At 49.5% G+C, this 21,988-nt stretch carries 17 protein-coding genes and 1 tRNA gene; 10 read left to right on the plus strand and 8 right to left on the minus strand.

Going from position 1 to position 21,988, the window contains the following annotated elements; all coding sequences use genetic code 11:
* Positions 1-6 precede the first annotated feature (6 nt).
* A complete protein-coding gene (locus Enr17x_RS06920) occupies positions 7-2,820 on the minus strand; it encodes a PSD1 and planctomycete cytochrome C domain-containing protein (RefSeq protein WP_145307179.1) in 2,814 nt (937 codons plus the stop codon).
* Between the two features lie 272 nt (positions 2,821-3,092).
* Here Enr17x_RS06920 and Enr17x_RS06925 point away from each other — a divergent pair, with 272 nt between their 5' ends.
* The 3 genes from Enr17x_RS06925 to Enr17x_RS06935 all read left to right on the plus strand — a co-directional run bounded on the left by Enr17x_RS06925 (position 3,093) and on the right by Enr17x_RS06935 (position 9,673).
* Positions 3,093-3,914, plus strand: coding sequence for a 3-keto-disaccharide hydrolase (locus Enr17x_RS06925; protein ID WP_232100980.1), 822 nt, complete (start codon positions 3,093-3,095; stop codon positions 3,912-3,914).
* A gap of 114 nt (positions 3,915-4,028) precedes the next feature.
* Complete coding sequence (locus tag Enr17x_RS06930; protein WP_145307185.1) at positions 4,029-7,544, plus strand: PVC-type heme-binding CxxCH protein; 3,516 nt, start codon at positions 4,029-4,031, stop codon at positions 7,542-7,544.
* Between the two features lie 56 nt (positions 7,545-7,600).
* The gene (locus tag Enr17x_RS06935; protein WP_145307187.1) at positions 7,601-9,673 is read left to right on the plus strand and encodes a CehA/McbA family metallohydrolase; all 2,073 of its coding nucleotides are present in this window, start codon (positions 7,601-7,603) and stop codon (positions 9,671-9,673) included.
* A gap of 5 nt (positions 9,674-9,678) precedes the next feature.
* Here the strand turns inward: Enr17x_RS06935 and Enr17x_RS06940 are convergent, their stop codons facing one another.
* Positions 9,679-10,755: a sialidase family protein gene (locus Enr17x_RS06940; protein WP_198000998.1), complete on the minus strand. Its 1,077-nt coding sequence runs from the start codon at positions 10,753-10,755 to the stop codon at positions 9,679-9,681.
* A 275-nt stretch (positions 10,756-11,030) separates the two neighbouring features.
* Between Enr17x_RS06940 and Enr17x_RS06945 the strand changes: the two genes are divergently transcribed.
* Positions 11,031-11,104 (plus strand) — tRNA-Ile (locus Enr17x_RS06945).
* Positions 11,105-11,620: 516 nt separating this feature from the next.
* Here the strand turns inward: Enr17x_RS06945 and Enr17x_RS06950 are convergent.
* From Enr17x_RS06950 to Enr17x_RS06960, 3 genes are read right to left on the minus strand one after another with little or no spacing between them, the layout of a single operon-like run.
* Entirely contained in the window at positions 11,621-12,172 is a 552-nt protein-coding gene (locus Enr17x_RS06950; protein ID WP_145307190.1) for a hypothetical protein, read from the minus strand.
* 9 nt (positions 12,173-12,181) lie between these two features.
* Positions 12,182-12,472: a hypothetical protein gene (locus Enr17x_RS06955; RefSeq protein WP_145307193.1), complete on the minus strand. Its 291-nt coding sequence runs from the start codon at positions 12,470-12,472 to the stop codon at positions 12,182-12,184.
* A complete protein-coding gene (locus Enr17x_RS06960) occupies positions 12,469-12,819 on the minus strand; it encodes a LexA family protein (protein WP_232100981.1) in 351 nt (116 codons plus the stop codon). Before Enr17x_RS06960 ends, Enr17x_RS06955 begins: the two co-directional genes overlap by 4 nt.
* Before the next feature lie 268 nt (positions 12,820-13,087).
* Between Enr17x_RS06960 and Enr17x_RS06965 the strand changes: the two genes are divergently transcribed.
* Positions 13,088-14,086 carry a hypothetical protein gene (locus tag Enr17x_RS06965; RefSeq protein WP_145307196.1) on the plus strand — a complete coding sequence of 333 codons (999 nt, stop codon included), beginning with the start codon at positions 13,088-13,090 and terminating at the stop codon, positions 14,084-14,086.
* A 421-nt stretch (positions 14,087-14,507) separates the two neighbouring features.
* Positions 14,508-14,774: an FAD-dependent oxidoreductase gene (locus tag Enr17x_RS06970; protein ID WP_261343439.1), complete on the plus strand. Its 267-nt coding sequence runs from the start codon at positions 14,508-14,510 to the stop codon at positions 14,772-14,774.
* A gap of 72 nt (positions 14,775-14,846) precedes the next feature.
* Here Enr17x_RS06970 and Enr17x_RS06975 read toward each other — a convergent pair whose 3' ends face one another.
* The gene (locus Enr17x_RS06975) at positions 14,847-16,091 is read right to left on the minus strand and encodes a GAF domain-containing protein (protein WP_145307201.1); all 1,245 of its coding nucleotides are present in this window, start codon (positions 16,089-16,091) and stop codon (positions 14,847-14,849) included.
* A 388-nt stretch (positions 16,092-16,479) separates the two neighbouring features.
* Here Enr17x_RS06975 and Enr17x_RS06980 point away from each other — a divergent pair, with 388 nt between their 5' ends.
* Both Enr17x_RS06980 and Enr17x_RS06985 read left to right on the plus strand, forming a co-directional pair.
* Entirely contained in the window at positions 16,480-16,743 is a 264-nt protein-coding gene (locus tag Enr17x_RS06980; protein ID WP_145307204.1) for a hypothetical protein, read from the plus strand.
* A 138-nt stretch (positions 16,744-16,881) separates the two neighbouring features.
* On the plus strand, positions 16,882-17,694 hold the full coding sequence (locus tag Enr17x_RS06985) for a hypothetical protein (RefSeq protein ID WP_145307206.1): 813 nt from the start codon (positions 16,882-16,884) through the stop codon (positions 17,692-17,694).
* A gap of 223 nt (positions 17,695-17,917) precedes the next feature.
* Here Enr17x_RS06985 and Enr17x_RS06990 read toward each other — a convergent pair whose 3' ends face one another.
* On the minus strand, positions 17,918-18,283 hold the full coding sequence (locus Enr17x_RS06990; protein WP_145307209.1) for a hypothetical protein: 366 nt from the start codon (positions 18,281-18,283) through the stop codon (positions 17,918-17,920).
* Between the two features lie 329 nt (positions 18,284-18,612).
* On the opposite strand from Enr17x_RS06990, the gene Enr17x_RS06995 reads away from it, so the two are divergent.
* Positions 18,613-19,785, plus strand: a complete 1,173-nt coding sequence (locus Enr17x_RS06995) for a GNAT family N-acetyltransferase (protein ID WP_145307211.1) — start codon at positions 18,613-18,615, stop codon at positions 19,783-19,785.
* Positions 19,786-20,002: 217 nt separating this feature from the next.
* Positions 20,003-21,172 carry a GNAT family N-acetyltransferase gene (locus tag Enr17x_RS07000; protein ID WP_145307213.1) on the plus strand — a complete coding sequence of 390 codons (1,170 nt, stop codon included), beginning with the start codon at positions 20,003-20,005 and terminating at the stop codon, positions 21,170-21,172.
* A gap of 24 nt (positions 21,173-21,196) precedes the next feature.
* Here Enr17x_RS07000 and msrA read toward each other — a convergent pair whose 3' ends face one another.
* Positions 21,197-21,949 carry a peptide-methionine (S)-S-oxide reductase MsrA gene (gene msrA, locus Enr17x_RS07005; protein WP_145307216.1) on the minus strand — a complete coding sequence of 251 codons (753 nt, stop codon included), beginning with the start codon at positions 21,947-21,949 and terminating at the stop codon, positions 21,197-21,199.
* Positions 21,950-21,988 lie beyond the last annotated feature (39 nt).

Consider the following 21,988-nt stretch of genomic DNA (forward strand, 5'->3'; position numbering starts at 1 on the left):
GGATTCTTATCGCAAATAAATAAATTCGTTGGAATTCATCAGAACAAGACAGAGTTCCGCGAGGGCGCGGGTTTCGGCATCGACGTCCCAGGGCTTTAAATCCTGAACGTAGTTGTCTGTCAGATCCAGTTTTTCGGTCCAGGCAAATGATTCGCCCGTTAATTCTTCGATCATTTCCCGTTTCACTTCACGGGGAAGTGGGACTTTTTGTGGCGGATGCGCCTGGTGATATTTTTGCATGTCAGTGACGTGTTTGAGTGTGACGGTTAACTCAGCTGGTTCCGGGGCACGAAGGACCACCGACTGGAAAATTTGCTGGATGGCTTCCGGCGTAGATTTTGTATCCTGTTTGATTTTGTGTGCCAGAGCAATCGCGCGGTCGTGCGTGAATTGTCCGTTGAACAGAGCAAACGCTTGTGGAGTGACCGTGGTTTCATCGCGGCGTTCGCAGGATGACTCGCTTCCCGGTCGATTGAATACTTCGAGCATCGGGTCGGAGAGCGTGCGGTAACGGAATGCGTACAGAGTTCGCCGATTGCGTTGTTCGGGACGCGGCATGGGTTGATAAGCGGGGGCGACCGATCCCATGATATGCCGGGGTTGCAAAGCGACTTCCCAGTTGATTTCAGGAAAGACGCCGGGGCCTCCCATTTCCGGATTGAGTTCGTTTGTGATAAACAACAATGAATCGCGAAGTTGCTCGGCGGTCATGCGGCGGGTCGGGAAGTGCGACAGACATTGATTGCCGGGATCTTTTGCCTGAACTAGTTCCGGGTCGACGGGATGACTGCTTTGCTGATAGGTATTGGACGTCATGATCAGATGGTGCAGCTTTTTGATTGACCAGCCATGATCCATAAACCAGGTCGCCAGCCAGTCCAAGAGTTCAGGGTGCGATGGCTGAGCCCCTTTTTGACCGAAGTTATTCGGCGTGGCGACCAGCCCGGTGCCGAAATGCATCTGCCAGATGCGATTCACGATCACGCGTGCGGTCAGCGTGTTATTCGAACTGGCGATCCAGCGGGCCAGGGCCAGACGGCGGCCTTCCTGGGAGTTGGGAATTGTATTCCAGGCATTAGGTTCTTTGACGTTATTTGAACCGGCGACGGCACTCAGCACGCCCGGCGTGACCTTTTCTGTGGGCGCGGTAATCGCACCGCCGGCCAGGATGAAGGTTTGCTGGAGTTCGCCTTGCTGCTTCTTTGGGCCGGGCATGAGATTAACGGCTTTTGTCGAGCGATAATTATTAGGCGGGCCGTTGTACACACTGAAGGCGTAGGGCTCGTAGCGTTTGAGTTCCCGCTCGAAATAGTCGATGCGTTTGTTATTGATTTTGAGTTTGCTTTTTTCCAGTTCGGTTAAGCCAAACCAGCGGAGTGGCGGCCGTTTGTCGGCAGCCACCTGTTTCAGGTTTTTATACCCTTCTTTTTTCAGCCAGGCGGCGATGGCGGCGTTGGTTTTCTGTTTGAATTTCTCTTGCTCGGCCCGGGTTTCCGCGATTAATTTTTCGGTACGGATCTTCATTTCCGCGAAGCCGGAAATATTTTCATACGACTGATAAGGGACTTTGCGGTCGGCGAATTGCACCGGAGCGAAGACGGCTTGAATGCGGTAGTAATCGCGGGTGGGGACGGGATCGAATTTGTGATCGTGGCATTTCGCACAACGGAAACTGTGTGCCAGGAAGCTGACGCCGACACTCTGGGTGATGTCATCCAGAAAGAGTTGACGGGTAACAGCGGCGACGCTCATTCCCGTATGTTCCCAGGGGCCGCTACGCAGAAAACCGGTCGCGAAAAGCATCTCCGGATCTTCCGGGGCGAGTTCATCGCCCGCCAGTTGTTCGATGATGAAGCGGTCGTACGGCTTGTCGGCGTTGAAACTGCGGACAAGGTAATCGCGGTAACGCCAGGCATTGGGGCGTTCGTAATCGTTCGCGAAACCGCTGGTGTCAGCGTAGCGTACGACGTCGATCCACATTTGCGCCATCTGCTCACCGTATTGCGGCGTTTGCAGCAGGCGTTTGATGAATGACGACCAGGCCGTATTCTCGTCCGAGGATGTAAATTCTTTGACCTGCTTAGCCGTTGGCGGAAGTCCGGTTAGATCGTAGGTCGCACGACGCAGCAGTGTCTTCCGGTCAGTGGGTTGGGACGAGACGAGTTGTTTCTGCTGGAGCTTCTGTTGAATGAAGGCATCGATCGGGTGCCGCTTGTCGGGTTGTCTGACCGCGAGGGCGTTCCAGGGAACCGCCGGGCGCTGGATGGGTTGATAGGCCCAGATGTCTTCGGGCTGATAGGTGCGACCCGTCCAAGTCGGGCTCTGGCCGCCTGAAGTGGACATCACGATTTCGGTGTTAGAAGCGGCTGGGGAATCTTGAGGAATCTGTTTCCGATCCGACCAGACGGCACCGTCGGCAATCCACTGTTTCAGGTTGGCGATCTCGGCGTCGTTCAGCCGGTTGCGTTCCTGGGGTGGCATCTGAATGTTTTCGTCTTTCCAGGTGACGGCATTCCAGAACGGGCTCTGTTCTGGTTTCCCCACGATGATAGCAGCTTCTCCCGATTCGCCCCCTTTGATCAGGGCTTCACGGTTCAGCATGATGTATTCGCCTTTGATGTCGTCTGGTGTTTTACCGTGACAGCCGAGACATTTTTGTTCGAGCAGCGGTCGAATCTTCTGGAGGAAGAATTGTTCCTGCGGTGTGATTTTGGTTTCTTCTGAAAACAGAATTCCGGACGTGGATTGAATCGCAATGATCAAGCCGCAGCAGATCAGGAGAGAGAGTTTTCGAACCGGCTGGGAAGAAAGAGCGCGCATGAATGAAATCTTTCGAAGTCAAGTGAGACGAGTGGAATGAATGGATTCCCGGTCATCCTCTTAAGTTAATCGGCGAGGGGGTGGAAATCAATTTCATTCGTCACTAATTCGTTTGATGCTACAAAGATACACTGAATTCTATAAACAAAGTTGCGTATCTGGGTGGGAAGGCGATTCCTGATGCGGTAGGATAAAATGCAATGAAATTCACAGTCTGCACCGTGTGCATGCTGATTTAAGAAACAGTTTTTGAGAAAAGGGTAGCCATGAAAATGGGGGCTAAGAAATTATTATTGAGTTTGTGCGTACTCGCTGTATTACCGGTATGGAATCAGGCCGATGTCTTTGGACAAAAGAAACAATTGAAGCGCGCTGGTGCGATTACTGATGGGGCGATTGTCAAAAAATCACCAGAGGACATTCTGCATCCAGGTTATACATCCCTGTTTAACGGTAAAGATTTTACCGGCTGGGTTGTTCCCGAAGGAGACAACGGGCACTGGAAAGTCGTCGATGGAGTCATCGACTACGACGCACAGAGCGAAGCCAAGGGGGATAAAAACCTCTGGACTGCAAAAGAGTACGGCGATTTCATCTTAAGCATGGAGTGGCGAATCAAAGAGACCACCGGTTTGTACAAAGTACCGATCGTACTGGCCGATGGTTCAGAGCTCAAAGATGCGAAGGGCAATGTGATTACGGTTGAACTACCGAACGCCGATTCCGGAATTTATCTGAGAGGTACCCCCAAAGCACAGGTCAATATCTGGTGCTGGCCCCTTGGTTCCGGCGAAGTTTACTCGTACCGTCGCAATCAAAGTGTCTCGCCTGAAGTCCGTGCCGGTGTGACGCCGAAAGTGAATGCCGACAAACCGGTGGGTGAGTGGAACAAGTTTATCATCATCATGGTGAAAGATCGTTTGACGGTCATTCTGAACAACAAGATGGTACTTGAAAACGCACAACTGCCTGACGTGCCTGAGAAGGGACCGATCGCGTTTCAGCATCATGGCGGTAAAATGAAGGACGGAACGTTCAGCCCGGCCAGCAGTTTGATGCAGTTCCGAAATATTTATATCAAAGAACTTGAATAGGTTCTGATTGATTCCTCCCGGTTGATCCTTTACGATTGAACCCGTCTGCAGATTCATGAAAAATGAATACAGCAGGCGGGTTTTTTCCATTTCTTATCCTTAGGTGATACAACCATGAAACCAACATCCGGTGCGCTCTACCTGTTGTTCCTGGCGATGGGCTGTTGTCTGTTTACAAATGGCTCGCTTTATGCTCAAAAAAAAGATCCATTTCGGGAATTCATTCGTCCCACCGAACCACTTTCACCAGCGGATGCTTTAAAAGCATTCACATTGCCTGCCGGGTTTGAGATTCAACTGGTGGCAGCTGAGCCTGAGATTCAAAAACCGTTGAACATGGCCTTTGACATCAAAGGTCGCCTCTGGATTACCGATTCCAGCGAATACCCTTATCCCGTCAAGCCGGGGACAAAGGGGAAGGATACGATCAAGATTCTCGAAGATACCAATGGCGATGGACGGGCCGATAAAATCACCACGTTTGCGGAAGGCCTGAATATTCCCATCGGCCTCTATCCCTATAAAAACGGCGTAATTGTTTTCAGTATTCCTGATATCTCGTATTACGAAGATACCGACGGCGACGACAAAGCAGATAAGGTCACCAAATTGTTTGGCCCGATGGGCTTCGAGCGTGATACGCACGGCATGAACAATTCGTTTCGTCGCGGTTTCGACGGCTGGCTGTATGGGAATCATGGATTTAATAATCAGACCAGTGTGAGTGGCAGCGATGGTCACAAAATCGAAATGCATTCGGGAAACACCTATCGGATGCGCCTCGATGGCTCGCGGATTGAACATTTCACACACGGTCAGGTCAACCCCTTCGGATCGACCTTCGATGAAAAAGGGAATTTATTCACCGCGGACTGTCACTCGAAACCCATTTATCAGATCTTGCGCGGCGGTTACTATCCGAGTTTCGGCAAGCCTGATGATGGGCTGGGCTTTGTCAAACCGATGATGGATCATCTGCATGGTTCAACGGCGATTGCCGGCGTCGAAATTGTATCCGGCGATCAGTTTCCTGAGGAATATCAAGGCAATTTTTTCAGTGGCAACGTGATGACCTGTCGCATCAATCGAAATTCGCCCGTGTATCATGGCTCGACGATTGTTGCCAAAGAAGAACCCGATTTTCTTTTAACCACCGATCCCTGGTTTCGGCCCGTCGATGTGCGGCTAGGGCCGGACGGCGCGCTGTATGTCGCCGACTTCTACAACAAAATTATCGGCCACTATGAAGTTCCTCTGGATCATCCAGGGCGTGACCGTCATAGCGGCCGCATCTGGCGGATTGTGCGGAAAGACCAATCGCATGCCCCCGTCGATTATTCGAAACTGAAGATACCTCAATTAATTGAGTTACTGGGGTCTCCGAATTTGACGACGCGGATGCTGGTGACCGATTATCTCTCGGATCAAAAGGGTGAATCAGCGATTGCTCTGCTGCAGCACGCGGTGGTCGAATCAAAACAGCCCACGGTTGTCGTGCATGCGTTGTGGGTCTTGTTCCGGTTGGGCGCATTGACGGATGATTTGATTTTGCAAGCTGTTTCAAGTCCCTCCGAACTGGTGCGGATTCATGCGGCAAAAATTCTGGCCGAACAGGCTTCTTGGAACAAGCAGAAACGTTTGCAGATGGTACGCGCATTGGAAGATGAAAATGCCTTCGTACAACGGGCGGCCGCCGAAGCGCTGGGCCTGCATCCACAGCTGGAAAATATTCAGCCTCTGTTTGCATTACGAGAGAGTGTGCCTGCGAAAGATCATCATCTGGTGTATGTTGTGCGGCGGGCCTTGATGCTGCAGATTCGTGATTCGCAGGTATTTAAACAGTTGGTCTGGGACAGTTTAAATTCACCACAACGACGCGAACTGGCGCAGCTTTCTCTGGCAGTCCCGACAGAACAGGCAGCCTTATATTTGATTCGCTATCTGAAAAATGAGCAGATCGATCAGGGGCAATTGCCCGGTTACTTCCGGCACATCGTACGATACTTACCGGCGGAAAAGCTGCCTGAGTTAATTCAACTGGCGCGGACCAAGTTGGCGAACAACATCGATCTGCAGGTCGAAATCATGAAAGCTGTTCTGCAGGGTTATCGACAGAAGGGACTTTCCATCGATAATTCTCTGTCTGACTGGGCGGTCGTATTGACGGGAGAATTATTCAAAGCGATTGAGAAACAGCCTCTGCAGTGGATGAACTTTTCATTGAATGAGGATGCCAAAATCAATCCTTGGGTAGTGCAGCAGCGCGCGTCAGCGGATGGGAACAAGGCGTCTCCTTTTTTCTGTAGTCTACCCGCGGGAGAACGGTCGACCGGGCGTCTGGTGTCGCAGACGTTTACGATTCCGGCCCAACTGGAATTTTTTATCGCAGGACATGTCGGTTTTCCCAAGCAGCCAAACAATCGTCGGAATTATGTGCAGTTGAAGCGATCGAAGGATCAGAGTGTCATCAAACAGGTCACCGCGCCACGCAACGACCTGGCCCAGAAAATCAGCTGGGACCTAAAGAATGTTGTTGGAGAGCAAGGTTATCTGGAGATTGTCGACAGTGATACCGGCAGAGCATATGCCTGGATGGCTGTTGGACGTTTTCAACCGGCTGTCGTGGAAGTGCCCCGCATCGGTTTGCAGCAGCAGGCCCAACGCATTTCAGCTGCTGCTGAGTTGGCACGCGATTTTCGCATTGGTGCAGCCCGGGAGCCACTGGCGGTGTTATTGTCTGCGGAACGACTTGATCCGAGGGCCCGCAATCATCTGGCACTGGCTTTGATGATGCTGGATGGGACGGATGCATTTCTGCCGCTGTTTCCATTGCCAACCAGCCAGGATGCTGCCAGCGGGCAGTTTCAGGCGGCAGTGATTGATGCGGTGATCAAGCAGAACACCGATCAGGTTGAAGCACTATTGAAACAGGCCTTTAAAACCTATCCATCTCGCCTGCAGACTCAACTGGCGGAGACGCTCACCAGGCAACCGCAGGGAGCCGCACAACTGGTGGCGTATGCAGAGCAGGGTATAGTCTCTCCTCAACTGCTGACTGAGCCGGCGATTCAGAATCAGCTACAGCAGGCGACCGATCCGAATTTGAAAAAACGTTTGCAGAAATTAATCAGCGCGTTGCCGCCCCGTGAGAAAAAGACACAGGAGAATATTGCCACGCATTTGAAATCACATAAGTCTTTTAAGATCTCGCTCGAAAATGGAAAGACGGTATTTGAAAAAAATTGTGCCGTCTGTCATCAACTGGCGGGCAAGGGGGCTTTGGTCGGTCCGCAGTTAGACGGGATAGGCAATCGGGGTCTGGAACGATTGCTGGAAGATGTACTCGATCCGAACCGGTCGGTGGATATCAATTTCCGCACGACGACGATTTTGACAGATGAAGGGCGTCTCTTTTCAGGCCTGAAACGCCGTGAAGAGGGGGCCGTGCTGGTGTTCGTCGACAATAAAGGGAAAGAGTTTACAATTTCCAAAGAGGAGATCGATGAACAAAAACAGTCGCCGCTTTCATTAATGCCGGCCAATCTGCTGGAAATTCTCTCGCCGCAGCAATTGCATGATCTGCTGGCGTATCTGCTGCAGAGTACCCAGAAAACAACTGCAGCTCATTAGTGGTTGGGGGTTCTGTAATTGCATTCAAACCGATTTTTTGAAAGTCGCTCTGTACTATGAAGCTTAGATTATTTCTTTCGGCGTTGATGTCTTTGGCAATAGCCGGAGCTGTGATTGCAGAAGAGTCTGTGATTGTCACTTCAAAATTGACTCACCTGCGCAATTCGGGCGATCGTGAGTGGGCTACGTTTCCGGAAACGGGCCAGAAGAAAGAGTTGTCAATTCCGTTTGAGGCGAAAGTGAACCAAAGGGAAGGCACGCTATTATTACGACAGCAGGATGTAAAACAGACCTGGAATGTCGAACTGAACGGCACCGTGCTCGGGAAACTGGTTCCGGATGCCAACGATCAGCAACTGCTGCTGAAGGTTCCTCCCAAAACAGTGAAAGCAGGGAAAAATCAATTACGCATCTATCAGGCGGGGAAGCAGATTGCCGATGATATTCGTGTCGGAGAAATCGTCTACTTTGATGAACCCAAGAGGGACGTTTTATCGGAGGCGCAACTATCGATTGAAGTCGTGGACGGGAAATCCGACAAGCCGCTTCCCTGTCGCGTTACCATTGTGAATACTGACAAGACTCTAGTGGCAACGACGGCTGAGTCAAACGAACGGCAGGCAGTTCGGACCGGCGTGATCTATCTCAGTGAAGGAAAAACGCAATTCCATATGCCGGCGGTGCACTATACCATCGTGGCCGGGCGGGGTTTTGAATACGGTATTGATTTTCGACCGATTCAGTTAGCTGCCGGGGAAAAGAAAAAGGTTCAGCTTAAGATCAACCGTGAAGTGGACACCATGGGGTATGTCAGCAGTGATACGCACATTCACACGCTGACGCACTCGGGGCACGGCGACTGTTCGATGGCCGAGCGAATGATTACGCTGGCAGGCGAGCAGATTGAGTTTCCCATCGCCACCGATCACAACAAGCAGATCGATTACGAACCGTTATCTCGAAAATTAAAGGTGCGACGTTACTTTACACCCGTCATTGGAAACGAAGTCACCACAAAGTGGGGCCACTTTAATGTGTTTCCCGTTCAGGCGGAGGGGCCGATTCCCGATTATAAACTCTCCGCCTGGAATGAAATCTTCGACAGTATCTACGAGACACCGAACGTCAAAGTGGCGATTTTGAATCATGCGCGTGACATTCACTCTAAGTATCGCCCCTTTGACCGCAAGAATCATCTGAGTCAAACCGGCGAAAATCTGGATGGTTGGCGCTTGCGGGCAAACGCGATGGAAATCATCAATTCGGGCGCGACCCAAACCGATTTCATGCAGCTGTATCACGACTGGTTTGGCGCGCTGAACCGGGGAACGTTCTTAACGCCGGTGGGCTGCAGCGATTCGCATGATGTGAGCCGCTATATCGTGGGGCAGGCGCGGACATATATTCAAACAGAAGACAAAGATCCGTCGAAGATTAATGTAGGTCAGACCATTCAAAACTTTGTGGACGGCAAGGTGCTACTTTCTTACGGCCTGTTCACGCAGATCAAGGTCAATGGCAAATATGGGCCGGGGGAACTGGTGCCTGCCTCTGACGATCTCAAAGTCAGTCTCACCGTTTCGGGACCGTCGTGGGTGACGGCGGATCAGATCAGCCTGTATGCGAACGGGGAATTGATTCGTAGAGAAGATATTCAATCGAAAGATCAGGGAGGTGTGAAATGGCAGGGGACGTGGAAGCTCAAGCAGTTTCCTCACGATTGTCATCTGGTGGCGATTGCGACAGGACCCGGCGTATCAGACGCTTATTGGCCGCTTGCAAAACCGTATCAGCCGGATTCTCCCGAATTTCAATCTCATGTGGTTGGATCGACGGGCGCGGTCTGGATTGATACGGACGGCGATGGTAAAAAAACACCCGCGTATGCCTATGCAGAACGACTGGTGAAAGAGCACAAAGGGAATCTCAATGCACTGCTGAAAAGTCTGGCGAACTATGATCTGGCGGTATCGCAGCAGGTGGCCAGTCTGCTCAGGGCTGACGGGAAATCTCCCTTCGATCCTGAACTGACAAAATTACTGCAAGACGCCGCCAAGCAGGTTCAGATCGGATTTGCACTCTATGGGGAAGCATGGCGTGCCAGTCAAATCGCCCGTAGTACCAATTAGTTTTTCTACTTCTGAAACGCGGCAAGAGGCGTGCGTACAAAAAAGACGCCGGGACCACCATCCTGTTTGGGATCGAGATCAAAGAACAGCGTACCCAGTGTGTGCTCGTCAATTTGAATCGTGCGTGGCCAGCCACGACCTTTGATCGGACGCCCCGGGTTATAGATGATCACGGGATTCGTTTTGTCCCAGGTCTTGCCAGCATCATGCGAGAGTGTCAGTTCGAACGCCCATTCATCATCGCGTCCCACGCCATACAGAATGGAGGTCAGCACCAGGGTTCCGTTTTTCAGCACCGTCAAATCATAACCGGCGACGCCGAAGTAGGGGAGATTATTCAGCGCCTGCCAGCTTTGTCCCTGATCGCTGGAACGCAGGCCGTATACCATCTGTTCCGGCTTACCAACGGGGACAGGAGAACTGGCTTGCGGTGCGCCGCTGATGAACGTTCCGTTGGCCGTCTGCACGAGCGGCACCATGCCATGATTTCGGCCGTCACCAAACGGGAAGACGGAATTGGTTTTGCGATGATAAATCACCGTGCGGTCATAAAAGGGGCAGACCCAGCGGTCGGCATCGAGTTCGAGAATGGGATGCCGCAGACAGGTATAGTTGGTTAAGTGTGCCAGGGGGATTTCAGTAACGGGAGACCAGGTGATGCCATGATCTTTGGAAGTGCAAAACTGCGGCACGCGCCAACGGAGATCACCTTCTACACGGTAACAGGACCAGTGCAAAACAATTTCGCCGTTCTTGAGAGTGGTGAGTGAGCCGGGATAAATCGAGCAGTCTTTAATCGTCGGAATGGGTTTGCTCGTCGACCAGTGCAAGCCGCCATCGGTGGAACGAGAAAGTAGTAGTTCTTCGCCGCCGCCCCCGTTTTCGTTATAAACCGCCAGCAGATCGCCGTTGGCGGCGCGGCAGAGGGCCGGGTGAATGTGTCCGCTGATCACAGTACACACACGAATGGGAGCGGAAGGTGATTTTTCTGCAGAATGTGATTCTGCAAGTACAGGGGAGAGGCATACGGGCAGGATGCCGAGAAATAACAGGAGCAGGTGAATAAGAGAGCGGCGATGCATGAGAGAAGCAGGCCTCCGTTAACAGAGGAACATTTTTCGGAAGAAAACAGGTGTGCCCTACGATCCTGTTTACCCTGTCGCGTGTCAGACTTCAACAGAGACGTGAAATTGACGGAAAGTTAAGCAGGTTTTTGGCTTTCAAGTCTCAATGCTTTGACAGCCTTACAGGTCTCCAGTAAGCTATCAGCCATTCACCTCACGAACATTTCAAGGCGGGAAATCAGTTCAATCCGCATTGGGACGATGTGTGATAAATATCAACCAGAAAACAACTTGGGGCCGTAGCTCAATCGGTTAGAGCAGCAAACTCATAATTTGTTGGTTACAGGTTCGAGTCCTGTCGGCCCTATTTACGCAATTCGCACTCTCTCGCATCTCCTCGCAAGCCTCTGATTCACAATGACTTACATCATTCTCTGCTTTTTCGGTTTGCGAGCCTAATCTAGTGTAAACAGCACTGTACTGCACCGGATTCTGCACCGCTTTTTCGAAGTCCGATTCCCTTACCTGCAAATAACTTTGCAACGCTACATTGGGGGAATTTCCCAGCCAGGCGACCACTGTTTGGATCGGGAGGCTTTCCGTCAATTCGGTCTCTCTACTTGAGCGTAGGTTCTGAAATGGCTTAGGCCATGGAACGAGACCAGCCCGCTTAATGATCTTGTGAAACGTCGTTCTCAGGTTCTCGCTTCTGATCCGGTGCTTTGCAATCACATATTCTGAGGGAGTCTCATCTAAAGAGAAGAAGCATTGATCAAGGTACGGTCTGAGTTCAGGGAAGCTGGCTTTCGGGGATCAGCCTAGCCGCGTGTTATTTGTCTTACAAAACCTGTTTAAGCTGTGTTGTCATCTGAAAGGTGATTCATCAATGATTTGGATTCTGCATATCTGAAAGCAGTTTTTCTGTAATCTCTTCTTGCTTCCAATCTTCTTTGGCTGGCCTAAAAAAGATGCTTTTGAACTCCCCTCCTCTGAAATTCATATAAAATATTAGATTCCAGCATTGATCATCCATCGACTTAAAATTCAGTGTGCACTGATATTCGCCGTTCAATTCTCCCTTAGTCCAAAAACTCAAGATACCTTGATTACCCTCTCCTGTCATTTTGTGAAACCGAGGGGTTTCGAAAAATATCTCCTCGCCATAACGCATGAAGATAGCGTCTTTTATGTCCCTCCCTGCATTCTCATATTTCCAATACCACAGCACCGTGTCTCCAGCTCGCTTTTGTTCTGTGATCTCTTTCTGAATAAAATGAGGTAGCATTGATTTGCGGTATTCCGCCTGCTCTATTCTTGAGTTGACTTTCAGTATTTGTAACTGCTCATCCATAATACCGCAGTTCTTCTGGTGTGCTTCACGCGTGAGCTTTAGTTCCTCCCTGGTATCCTGCAGCTCTTTCCGCTGCAGTGACAATTCATGTCTCTATAGCAAGATCGTGTAAATGATCCCAGCGAAAGCCAGCCCTGAGAACAGGGTGTTAACCGCACCGAACATATCACCGAATCTGGCCCGCTCTTCTGTGCTGTCGATATACGATATTCCCTGCCACATTACCAAGAATATGAACAACACGAAGTTAAGTAGTAAAAAAAAGATTCCCCAGCTTAGGCGTTTGTCTTCAAACAGGAACTCATGCCAAGGCTTGACCTCTTTTTTAACTCGACGCTCTCTGGCGTCTGGATCATCCTGATCTATTTCTACCGGCTCATTCACGATACATCCCCGCAGAGCTGAATTCGCAGATTTTCGATTACCTCAATACCTCTTGGCATCGTCTCCAGTCGCTTCAGATGCCCTTTCTGCTCCAGTGCTTTCAGATGGTCGGCAACGCCGTTGGTGGAACGGATACCGAAAGCAGAGGCGATTTCTCGGACTGTGGGTGAGAATCCCGTTTTGGCGCGATAGACACGAATAAAACTCAATATGGTTTGTTGTTTTGCCGTTAATCGTTTCATTGGATTGTCTCTTCTGAAAGGAAAAGATCTGGAGCTGCGAAACTGCAGACCGAGTTCAAATTCTGCCAGACTCCCTGCAGCAGTGCCAGCTTTAAAAGTCGTCATAAGTGCGATTTCCTTAAGGGGGACAGGCAGGGGGAGTCCCCTGACATATTGCACAACTACTTATATAGTTGCAGTGATACTCGTAATTTATTGGACATAGCATCTTATATTCGGGAAGATGGCAACTGCAAACTTGGTGCAAAAAACGTGATACTGAAGAAGTTCAAAATACAAGTTTTTTTTCAGCAACTGCTAAAAAACTACAGATTATCGTGAGGCATAACCAACTAAGTAAACAGGAATATTCACAAGCCTGAAAGGGAATAGGATGAAAAAGTTTTTGTTGGCAGCAGTTTTGGTGGTATTAGCCTCTGGGACAAGTTATGGACAGATTCGGGGTGTTCAGGCGGGTAGTGCTGATGCTTTGCAGAGATTGGCTGAACATAGGGCATTGATGAATGCTCAAAGACAAGTATCTGGTCAATTATCTGTTTCTGGTTTGAAAGTAGGTGCGAAGGGAGTGCCAACTTTTATAGATGCTAAAGTGATGCAAGTCATTGATGAAAAAAATATGTTAGTTGGTATCGAAGATTCACGAGTGGGCAAGGGACGGTATTCGACATGGGTTATGTTAAAATGTCCAACCCAAGGAATTACAGATGGTCAGTTTTGGAGAGGCGGCGGCTGGAAAGATGTAGCAGGTTCAAGTGCCCTTAGTGTTACCGGTACGACTACATACGTGACAGCTATTGGTGCCACAAAAACAGTGCTTGTTCTCGAACCAATGAGCAAAGAAGAAGCAGATAAACTTGCTGCAGAGGAAGCATTGTATCGAAATTGGAGAATTGGAAAAAATGTACTATCAGGTAAGTTTATTGAGCACAAAGGTGGGGATGTTTATATTCAAGAACGGGGAAAAGATAAACCACAAAAAGTCCGATTCAGTGAGCTTAGCATACCTGATCGAAAATGGGTTCGATCTGAATCGAAACGTCGTAGGATAATTTCACTCAAGAAAAACACCGATAAGAAGTCAGAAAGTGGCCAGAGTAATTCAGAGACACCTGATACCGTCTTATTAAATTGGCATAATGACACTTACAAGGTTACTGTTCGACAAACTGGTAAAGATTCCTGGGAAGAGGTTCAGGACGCTACAGGTAAGGTTGTATGGAAATACTCAGAAAAATCCAGAAATAAAGAATTTGTCGAATTGTATTGCCCCAAACGCAAATATGAGGTTCGCCTGCTCAACAAACGCATGGAGTTAAAAAAAGATGGCAAATGGATATGGGTTGCTGACGGGCATTGGGAATCCAAAGAATAAAAGCTGATTTGAAATGCAAGCTAAAAGGACGCCATTGGAATAAACTGCACCGGATTATGCACCGCATTGATTTTAAGAATCTTGTAAATTACTATCTCTGCTGTGGTTGGGCGAAACACACTGAGTCCTGTCGGCCCTGTTTTTATTGCTCTGTTTCAGTAGGTCACTTTTATGCCCTTTGTGGGGAGCTGAGATTCGATGCTTCAGTGCATTTGTGGTTGTCAGGTCTCTGGTAATCCGAGATAATTGGCTTGCATGAAAAAGACTACAGGCGGGGACTGATGGAAACGGAAGCCGACATCGCGTGAAGGTTGTGTCAATCTGGGTTGTGATTCAAGTCTGGAATGATTTCTGGCTGAATCCAACTGAGAACTGCCGGCTGGGGGGGTAAACGCCAGTTTCCTTCACGAGGATGATTGAAATGGGTAAACAAGGGATTGTTGTTCTAGGAGCTGGACTTCAGGGGACTTGTGTGGCCTTGTCGCTTGCACATCGGGGGTATGCGGTCACGCTGATTGAGTCTCATCCAGCACCATTGCGTGCAGCCAGTTTACGCAACGAAGGCAAGATTCATTTGGGGTTTGTGTACGCACTTGACCACAGTGGTGCGACGCAACGCAAGATGCTGGAAGCAGCCCTCTGCTTTTCACCCCTGCTCGATCGATGGTGCGGCGCGCTGCCATGCTGAAAGCGGAGCACAAAACTCAACGTGCTGTAGCACAGTGTATTCGGCGGTCTCGCTGGGGGCCACGCAGCTTTTCTAAGTTGCAGTTTCTGGTGAGCATGTTACCAGTAACGGTTCCATGACTCGCATACCACTATTCCCATAATTCTCCAGGCGTTGTCTGATGTGCCTGTTTACGATGTGGTGAGAGGAAACAAGAATCGCACCATCGGATGCGACGACATGTTCTTTGAATATCATGCCGTCAACCAGCTCTTTAATCGTGACTTGCTGGGTTGTTTCACCGTTCGATGCGATGATGACTCGCTCCAGTTCATCGACAATAAAAGGAGCAAAGACTTCCTCTTGCCTGCGCAAGTGCTCGAAGGGTAAATGGTTTGATGAATGGGCGTGTTCGAGTTTTTTGTATTCCTGCACTGTTCTGATCAGGTTTGCGGCAAGGGAAAGCGGCTCGTTTTGAATACTGTCTATCTGGAGCGACAGCAGGTCACTCTCGTTATCGAATCGCTCGATAATTGTGGAAACGGTCTCTAATTCGGGGATCTGATTTATGATTGCTGCGATGGCTTCGTGTTCCCGATCATCATTTGCGGAAATAAAATCACGGGTTTCTATCAGTGTTGCCGCAGATTCATAGTGTGTGATGTGCTGGGGACTCAGCCCTGGCGCTAACTGACTTACTAACTGAATGACATGTGCTGAGCGGGGACTGGCAGAGCTGACCAGTTTATTTAGCAGAACGATGTATTCGCGATCTGATGTGGTGGTTTGTTTCCGCTGTGATGCAATCAGAATGACCAGCGACAGCAAACCTGCGATTTCTTTGAACAATGCCAGGTGCGTTTTAGAATAGGCATTCGTTTCGGTGCTCGAAAAGAACAGGAACCCAATCCCGTGCCCTTCGACCGTCAGTGGAAATGTGAAAGAAGACCGAATTCCTTCATTCACAATCAAACGCGTTGAGACGGAGTGGGGGTGTTTTTGCAGATACTCTTCAAGGTCATTCAGAATTCTGGGGCGTCTTTGTTCCAACACAAATTGAAGTGAAGACCCTTTGAGTGGGGCACTAAAATTTTTGCCGAGGATGACTTTCGTCTCGGAACGGCACCAGCGTGCGACGACTCGTTCTCCTGATTCATCGATCAAAGCGCATCCGATGCGATTAAATGGCAAAATCGAGTTGAAATTCTCGTAAACCGAATTCAATACGCTATCCAGCGTTGCCCCTTGTGTGACTTGCTGCATCAAACCGGAAAATAAGTTGGCGTGCATATCGTTCGCAGGTTCAGCGGTATTACTTTTTTGTTCGAGTTCTGTCATGATTACGTTTATCTACTTCCAACCTCGAATCAGGAAAAATAGTTTCCCACTTCGGAATGCGTTTGTATCGCTCGTCTGGCATCTGCTTGTTCTCAGGAATATTGAGAACGTTCTTTGTACGGAATAACAAAGTATAGGTTGCGTACTTGCAACATGGGTGAGGTAAATTACTGAAAACGTAGGGGGTTTCACTGCTATTGCAGGGTGAGTAAAGGTGAGAATCTCTATAACAGGGACAATCGATTTCATTGTTATGTCATACGCATTGATGGGTCTTTCAGGGCAGGTCTCTTTGCTATAGCAACCCCGTTTCGGATTCGTGATTCCTTTTTGAATTCAACGGATTAAACTATATTGAGTAGGTTTCTATCGTTCCGGGGTTGATCAAATGTCAGATGAAAAACGCTTCAAATTGAGTCGGTTACTTGGCTATATAATACTGTTTTTTCTGGTTGCTTATGTGTTGAGCATTGGTCCGGTTGTCGGCTCCCTCCAGACGCCGCAAGGCACACCTCTCCAGTATGTGCCTCTGCTTACTGCCGTTTACGGCCCGCTGGTCTGGGTCATCGATCGGGTTCCGTTCCTTGAAAAAGTGGTCCAGCGCTACATTGAATTTTGCAGCCCTGATTTTGAACATGCTCCGGCTCCATAAACTTGCTCGTTAGGATGTTCGACTGAGGTGTTATAGACCAGTGCTCCTTTTACAGATGCCGTTGGTACTTTTTCTGTCTTCTACATTCTGGTACAGTTTGAAGATCTTCATTCACGGCGTTACTAAAGGAGTTCGTTCATGCATACCGTTGGATTCTATCTACGAGTGATTCCGATCGCATTGGTGTTGTGCGCTTCAGTGCTCGCAGCAGAATCGACCGTTGTCAAACAGGAAGCAAAGTTACTTGAACAACGGCCTATCGAGCAAGGAGCCGTCTCGCAGGGAATGGCGCTGACCGATCAACATTACTTCTCCTCGAACAGCCACTCTATTTGTCGTTATGACAAGAACTGGAAGCTGCTGGAAGAAAAGCAAATTCAGATTGAGGGTGTCAATCATGTGGGAGCGATCGATTATCACGACGGCCACCTTTGGGCCGGGTTATTGCACGGACCGTCGAAAGGGAAGTACGACAAGAAACTCGATCGCGGCGTGATCGCTAAGATTCGTACCAGTGATTTGTCGATCGTGAAAACATGGGACATCTCTGACGAATTAACCTGGATCGATCCGGTCTGTTTTGACGGCAAATTTCTCTGGGTTGGCGATCTGCGGGACCTGGGCATTCACCGTTACAAAATATCCGGAGACAAGCTGGTTCGCGTGGGCACGTTCCGCTACCCTAAAGAGATGCATTTTTCACAAGGTGTGCGGGTCGTCGGCAACAAGCTCTATACGATTCACACATTCGGAAGTATGGACGGTTTGTTTGAATTTGACATTCCTGACGAACTGACAGACGCTGTGAACCATCCAACCCGCGTTTGGCCGATCCAGGAAACGAAAATGCATCTGGAAGGGTTTGATTTTCTGCCGAGCGTGCCTAACCAGATCTGGCACGCTCAAGGCAAACAAGTGGATCGATATGAGCTAAAGGGACTTCTCCCATGACAGTTACTTCGAGTTCATTTTCAGTTTAACTGGTAAACGATTGTTAAAACTGGCCTGCGAAACTCGTCAAACGCAGGACAGGCACCGAAATCAAAGCTTCCCGGAATCCTTGATCGATCAATCGCTGGTTAAGACGGGCTCAAGAAGATTTGAAATCGAAATAAAATTCTCACGGCAGTGCACTATGCGGCGAGCTCCATGCAGCTTATCTTCAATTCCAGCCTTACTCTTTCTCCACCGGCTTCGATTCCAGTACTTCGTTTTTTTCGGGGTCGTAGGTGACGATGTATTTGATTTCGTCACAGTCGACATTGTAGCGGATGGTTTTTGCGTCTGCGGGGCTTTCCATTCGTTCGAGGCCACACTTTTCGCATTCCAGCTTAGCTTTGATTGTTTCCAGCGCTGCAGAGTTGACTTTCATGTTTTCCGGGACGGGGAGATCTGTTGTGCTCAGGTCGACGGCGGAGGCTTCGCCGAGTTCAACGGCGGAATCGGCTTCGGCCTGCTTGACTTCTTTTTCCGCAGCTTTTTCAGCCGCTTTATCGGCGCAACCGGCGATCAGGATAGTGAAGAGTAATACGTATCTCATGTTGGTCAGTCTCCTTACTGTCTGGATTGGTATCGGGAATACGAGAGTCGCAGAACTTCATAGATGCAGGTTATACAAAACTGGTGTGTCCTGCGAGACTGATCTTACGATTTTGGCGTGCATCTCGTGATATGTATAAACGTCAAAACCCAAAAAATCAGACTGAGTTTTTAGTTGGTAGCCCTCTCTCCGGTTTTAATAGCGGTTCATTCGGATGCTTAAACTAAGATTCACTAACAGGTTTATAGCGGTTTTCGGGATGATTTCAGGATTTTTCGGACGTCAATTGGTCCTGATTTCTACGAGAAAAATAGAAGAACGAGAAGCGAATGTCGAACGTAATCGAATTGAATAATATTGATGAGCTGAAAGACTATCGAGCTGACTGGAATCGGTTATTAGCGGTCAGTCCCGGAGGAAGTTTTTTTCAGTCTCCGGACTGGTTAGAAGTTTACTGGCGCCATTTTTCTGAGAAACAATACCTGCGTGTCTTTGTGGTTCGCAATGCGGATGAAATCACAGGTGTGGTGCCGTTGTGCGTGAGACGGATTACTACGAAATTTGGTCCGTGTTCCATTCTGACTTTTCCGTTTGATGACTGGGGGAGCGTCTATGGTCCGATTTCAGCCGATCCCGAAGCCACTCTGACCACGGTCCTGGATGACGTATTACAGTCCCGGCGTGACTGGGATCTGATTGATCTGCGGTGTGTGGACCGCGACCATTTTGACGGCGGTGCTACGGAGCGGGCTTTCCAGTCGTTGCAGATGCCGTTTGAAATTTTCCCTTGGAATGAGACGATGTACATCAATCTGGATCAGACGTGGGAGAATTATCTCGCGACGCGACCGCGCAAGGCCCGTCAGACCTACCTGCGAGCCGAGCGAAAAGTGGCGGAAGATGGCGAAATCGAGTTTTTACGTTATCGGCCAAAAGGTGAGGCATATGGTGATGCAGATCCCCGCTGGGATTTATATGAGCAGTGTCTCCAGGTCGCGGGCAACAGCTGGCAGGCTGCTTCCACAGACGGTACGACGCTGACACATGAAAAAGTGGCCGGGTTCTTTCGAGATTCCTATGAGAGCGCAGTCCGTGCGGGCGCGATGGACCTCAATCTGATCTCTCTTTCGGGAAGACCGGCTGCCTTCAGTTTCAATTATTATCACAACGGTCGATTGGACGGTCTGAAGATGGGCTTTGACGCACAAGTGTCGCGAAATGGATTAGGACGTTTGTTGCTGGGCCGCATGATCCATGACAGCATGGATCGGGGCGATCTACTGTTAGACATGGGCTGCGGCGCGCAGGATGCCAAGAAGTACTGGTACACCTCCGTTGAGAAGGGCTACCGCTATGTGAATTATGCTACAACCTCGCCGGTAGGGCAGGTCCTGAAGTTGAGTCATCAGGTAGCAGGCTGGTTTCGAAATCGGTTTTCCTCAAGCGAGGAGAGTGAAACGAGTGATGTGCCGCAACGCGCGTTACAAGAAACACGTCATTGATGCACCTGAGCAGACAGTGGACTGAATAAGTGGCATAACCCGATTGATCGGGACAATGTGCTGTGACACCGCTGCTTTTTCGCGCTTTTCTGATGGCATGCCGTTCAGGAAATCTATGCTACTAATAATGCGTAATGAAATCGTACGATCACACTGGCAGTTTGAATTCTGAGAGCCGATTTACGAATCAATTTAAGAAAAGACGACGAGGCCCAAAGTGGACATCATCGAAGTAAATGAAATCAAAGATCTGGAGTCATATCGCAATGACTGGAATCGGTTATTGTCAGTGACTCCCGGAGGAAGTTTTTTTCAGTCTCTGGATTGGTTAGCGATTTACTGGCAACATTTTCATGAGAAACAGTACCTGCGTGTCTTTGTGGTTCGCGATGCGAATGAAGTCACAGGAATTGTGCCTTTATGCGTGAGACGGATCAAGACGAAGTTAGGATCGTGTAGCATTCTGACTTACCCGTTTGATGATTGGGGGAGTTACTATGGGCCGGTTTCTGCTGATCCCGAGACGACTCTGAAAGTGGCACTGGATTTGATTCAGGCGTCTCAGCAAGACTGGGATCTGATCGATTTGCGGTGTGTGGACACAGATGGATTTGATGCGGGTGCAACAGAGCGCGCGATGGATGCGTCAAACCTTTCCTGCAAAAAATTTGAGTGGGATCAAACCGCCTATGTTGATCTTAATCAAGACTGGGACACTTATCTCGCTGGTCGATCGGGGAAAGCGCGTCAGACGTATTTACGTGCGGAAAAGCGGGTTGCGAAAGAAGGCGAGATTGAATTCATGCGGTATCGTCCTCGGGGCGAAGAATACGGAGACGGCGATCCACGTAGGGATCTATATGAGATTTGCGAAGCGATTGCGCGCCAAAGCTGGCAAGGAAATTCGACAACCGGTACTACTTTGACGCATGAGAAGGTGGCTCAATTTTTTCGTGATACACATGAAAGCGCGGCACGGTTTGGAGCCGTCGATTTAAATTTACTCTATCTGTCTGGCAAGCCGGCTGCCTTCAATTATAACTATATCTATCAGGGCCGCGTTTACTCGCTGCGGATGGGATTTGATCCTGCTGTTTCCAATAAGGGGCTGGGGCGATTACTCATGGGGCGAATGATTCGCAACAGCATGGAGATTGGGGATCAACTGTTAGACATTGGCCCCGGGTCTCTCGATGCGAAGAAATACTGGTATACCTCAGTGGAGTCCAGTTATCGTTACGTGCATTATTCACAGGTTTCGAAAATGGCAAAGGTATTGCAGACGAGCAGTCGTATCGCAGACTGGTGTCGTGATCGATTTATGCACGATCTTGAAAATGAGAAACAGGATTCCGGGCACTCCTCATTTTCTGCTTCGCGACATTAAGTTCGCTGCAGAAAATCTGATCGACTATTTCTCTGTGCTTTCCTCTTTTTTCAACTTGTCGGCGAATTTACTGCGGAACTTTTCCAGTTTGGGGCGGATGACGTACTGGCAGTACTGATTGCCGGGATTGAGCTTGAAATAGTCCTGGTGATAATTTTCGGCGGGATAAAATTTCTCGAAAGCCGTGATCTCGGTGACGATCGGGTTTTTGAACTGGCCTGAGGCATCGAGCTGTTTTTTGTAGGCGGTCGCTTCTGCTTTCTGTTTTTCATTATGATAGAAGATGGCGGAGCGGTACTGTGTGCCGACGTCGGCTCCCTGGCGATTTAACGTAGTCGGGTCGTGTGTTTCCCAGAAGGCTTTGAGGATATCGGTGAAGGGAATTACTTTGGGATCGAAGGTGACCTGAATCACTTCGGCGTGGCCTGTGGTGCCGTTGCAGACCGCTTTGTAGGTCGGATTGGGAACCTGGCCCCCAGAATAACCGGAGACGGCCGACTTGACGCCTTTCAGTTCGCGGAAGACCGCTTCGGTGCACCAGAAGCAGCCAGAGCCGAGAGTGACGACTTCGAGGCCCATCTCTTCCTGGGCCGCGGGGGAGGACTTTGAGTCAGTCTGTTCCAGGAGTGCCGTTTGCTCTTGCTGGGGCTGTTCGTCGGCGACAGCCACGGGGCGGTCTTCCGGTGAGAGCGATTTCTCACAGCCGCTCATCAGGGTCAGCAGAGTGGTGAGTGAAAAGCCAATGAGAACCAGCAGCGGTAAATGAGAGAACGTCATGACACCCTTTTCCCAAATCAGATCTGTCAGAAAATTAGA

The organism is Gimesia fumaroli, assembly GCF_007754425.1.
Classification (GTDB): domain Bacteria; phylum Planctomycetota; class Planctomycetia; order Planctomycetales; family Planctomycetaceae; genus Gimesia; species Gimesia fumaroli.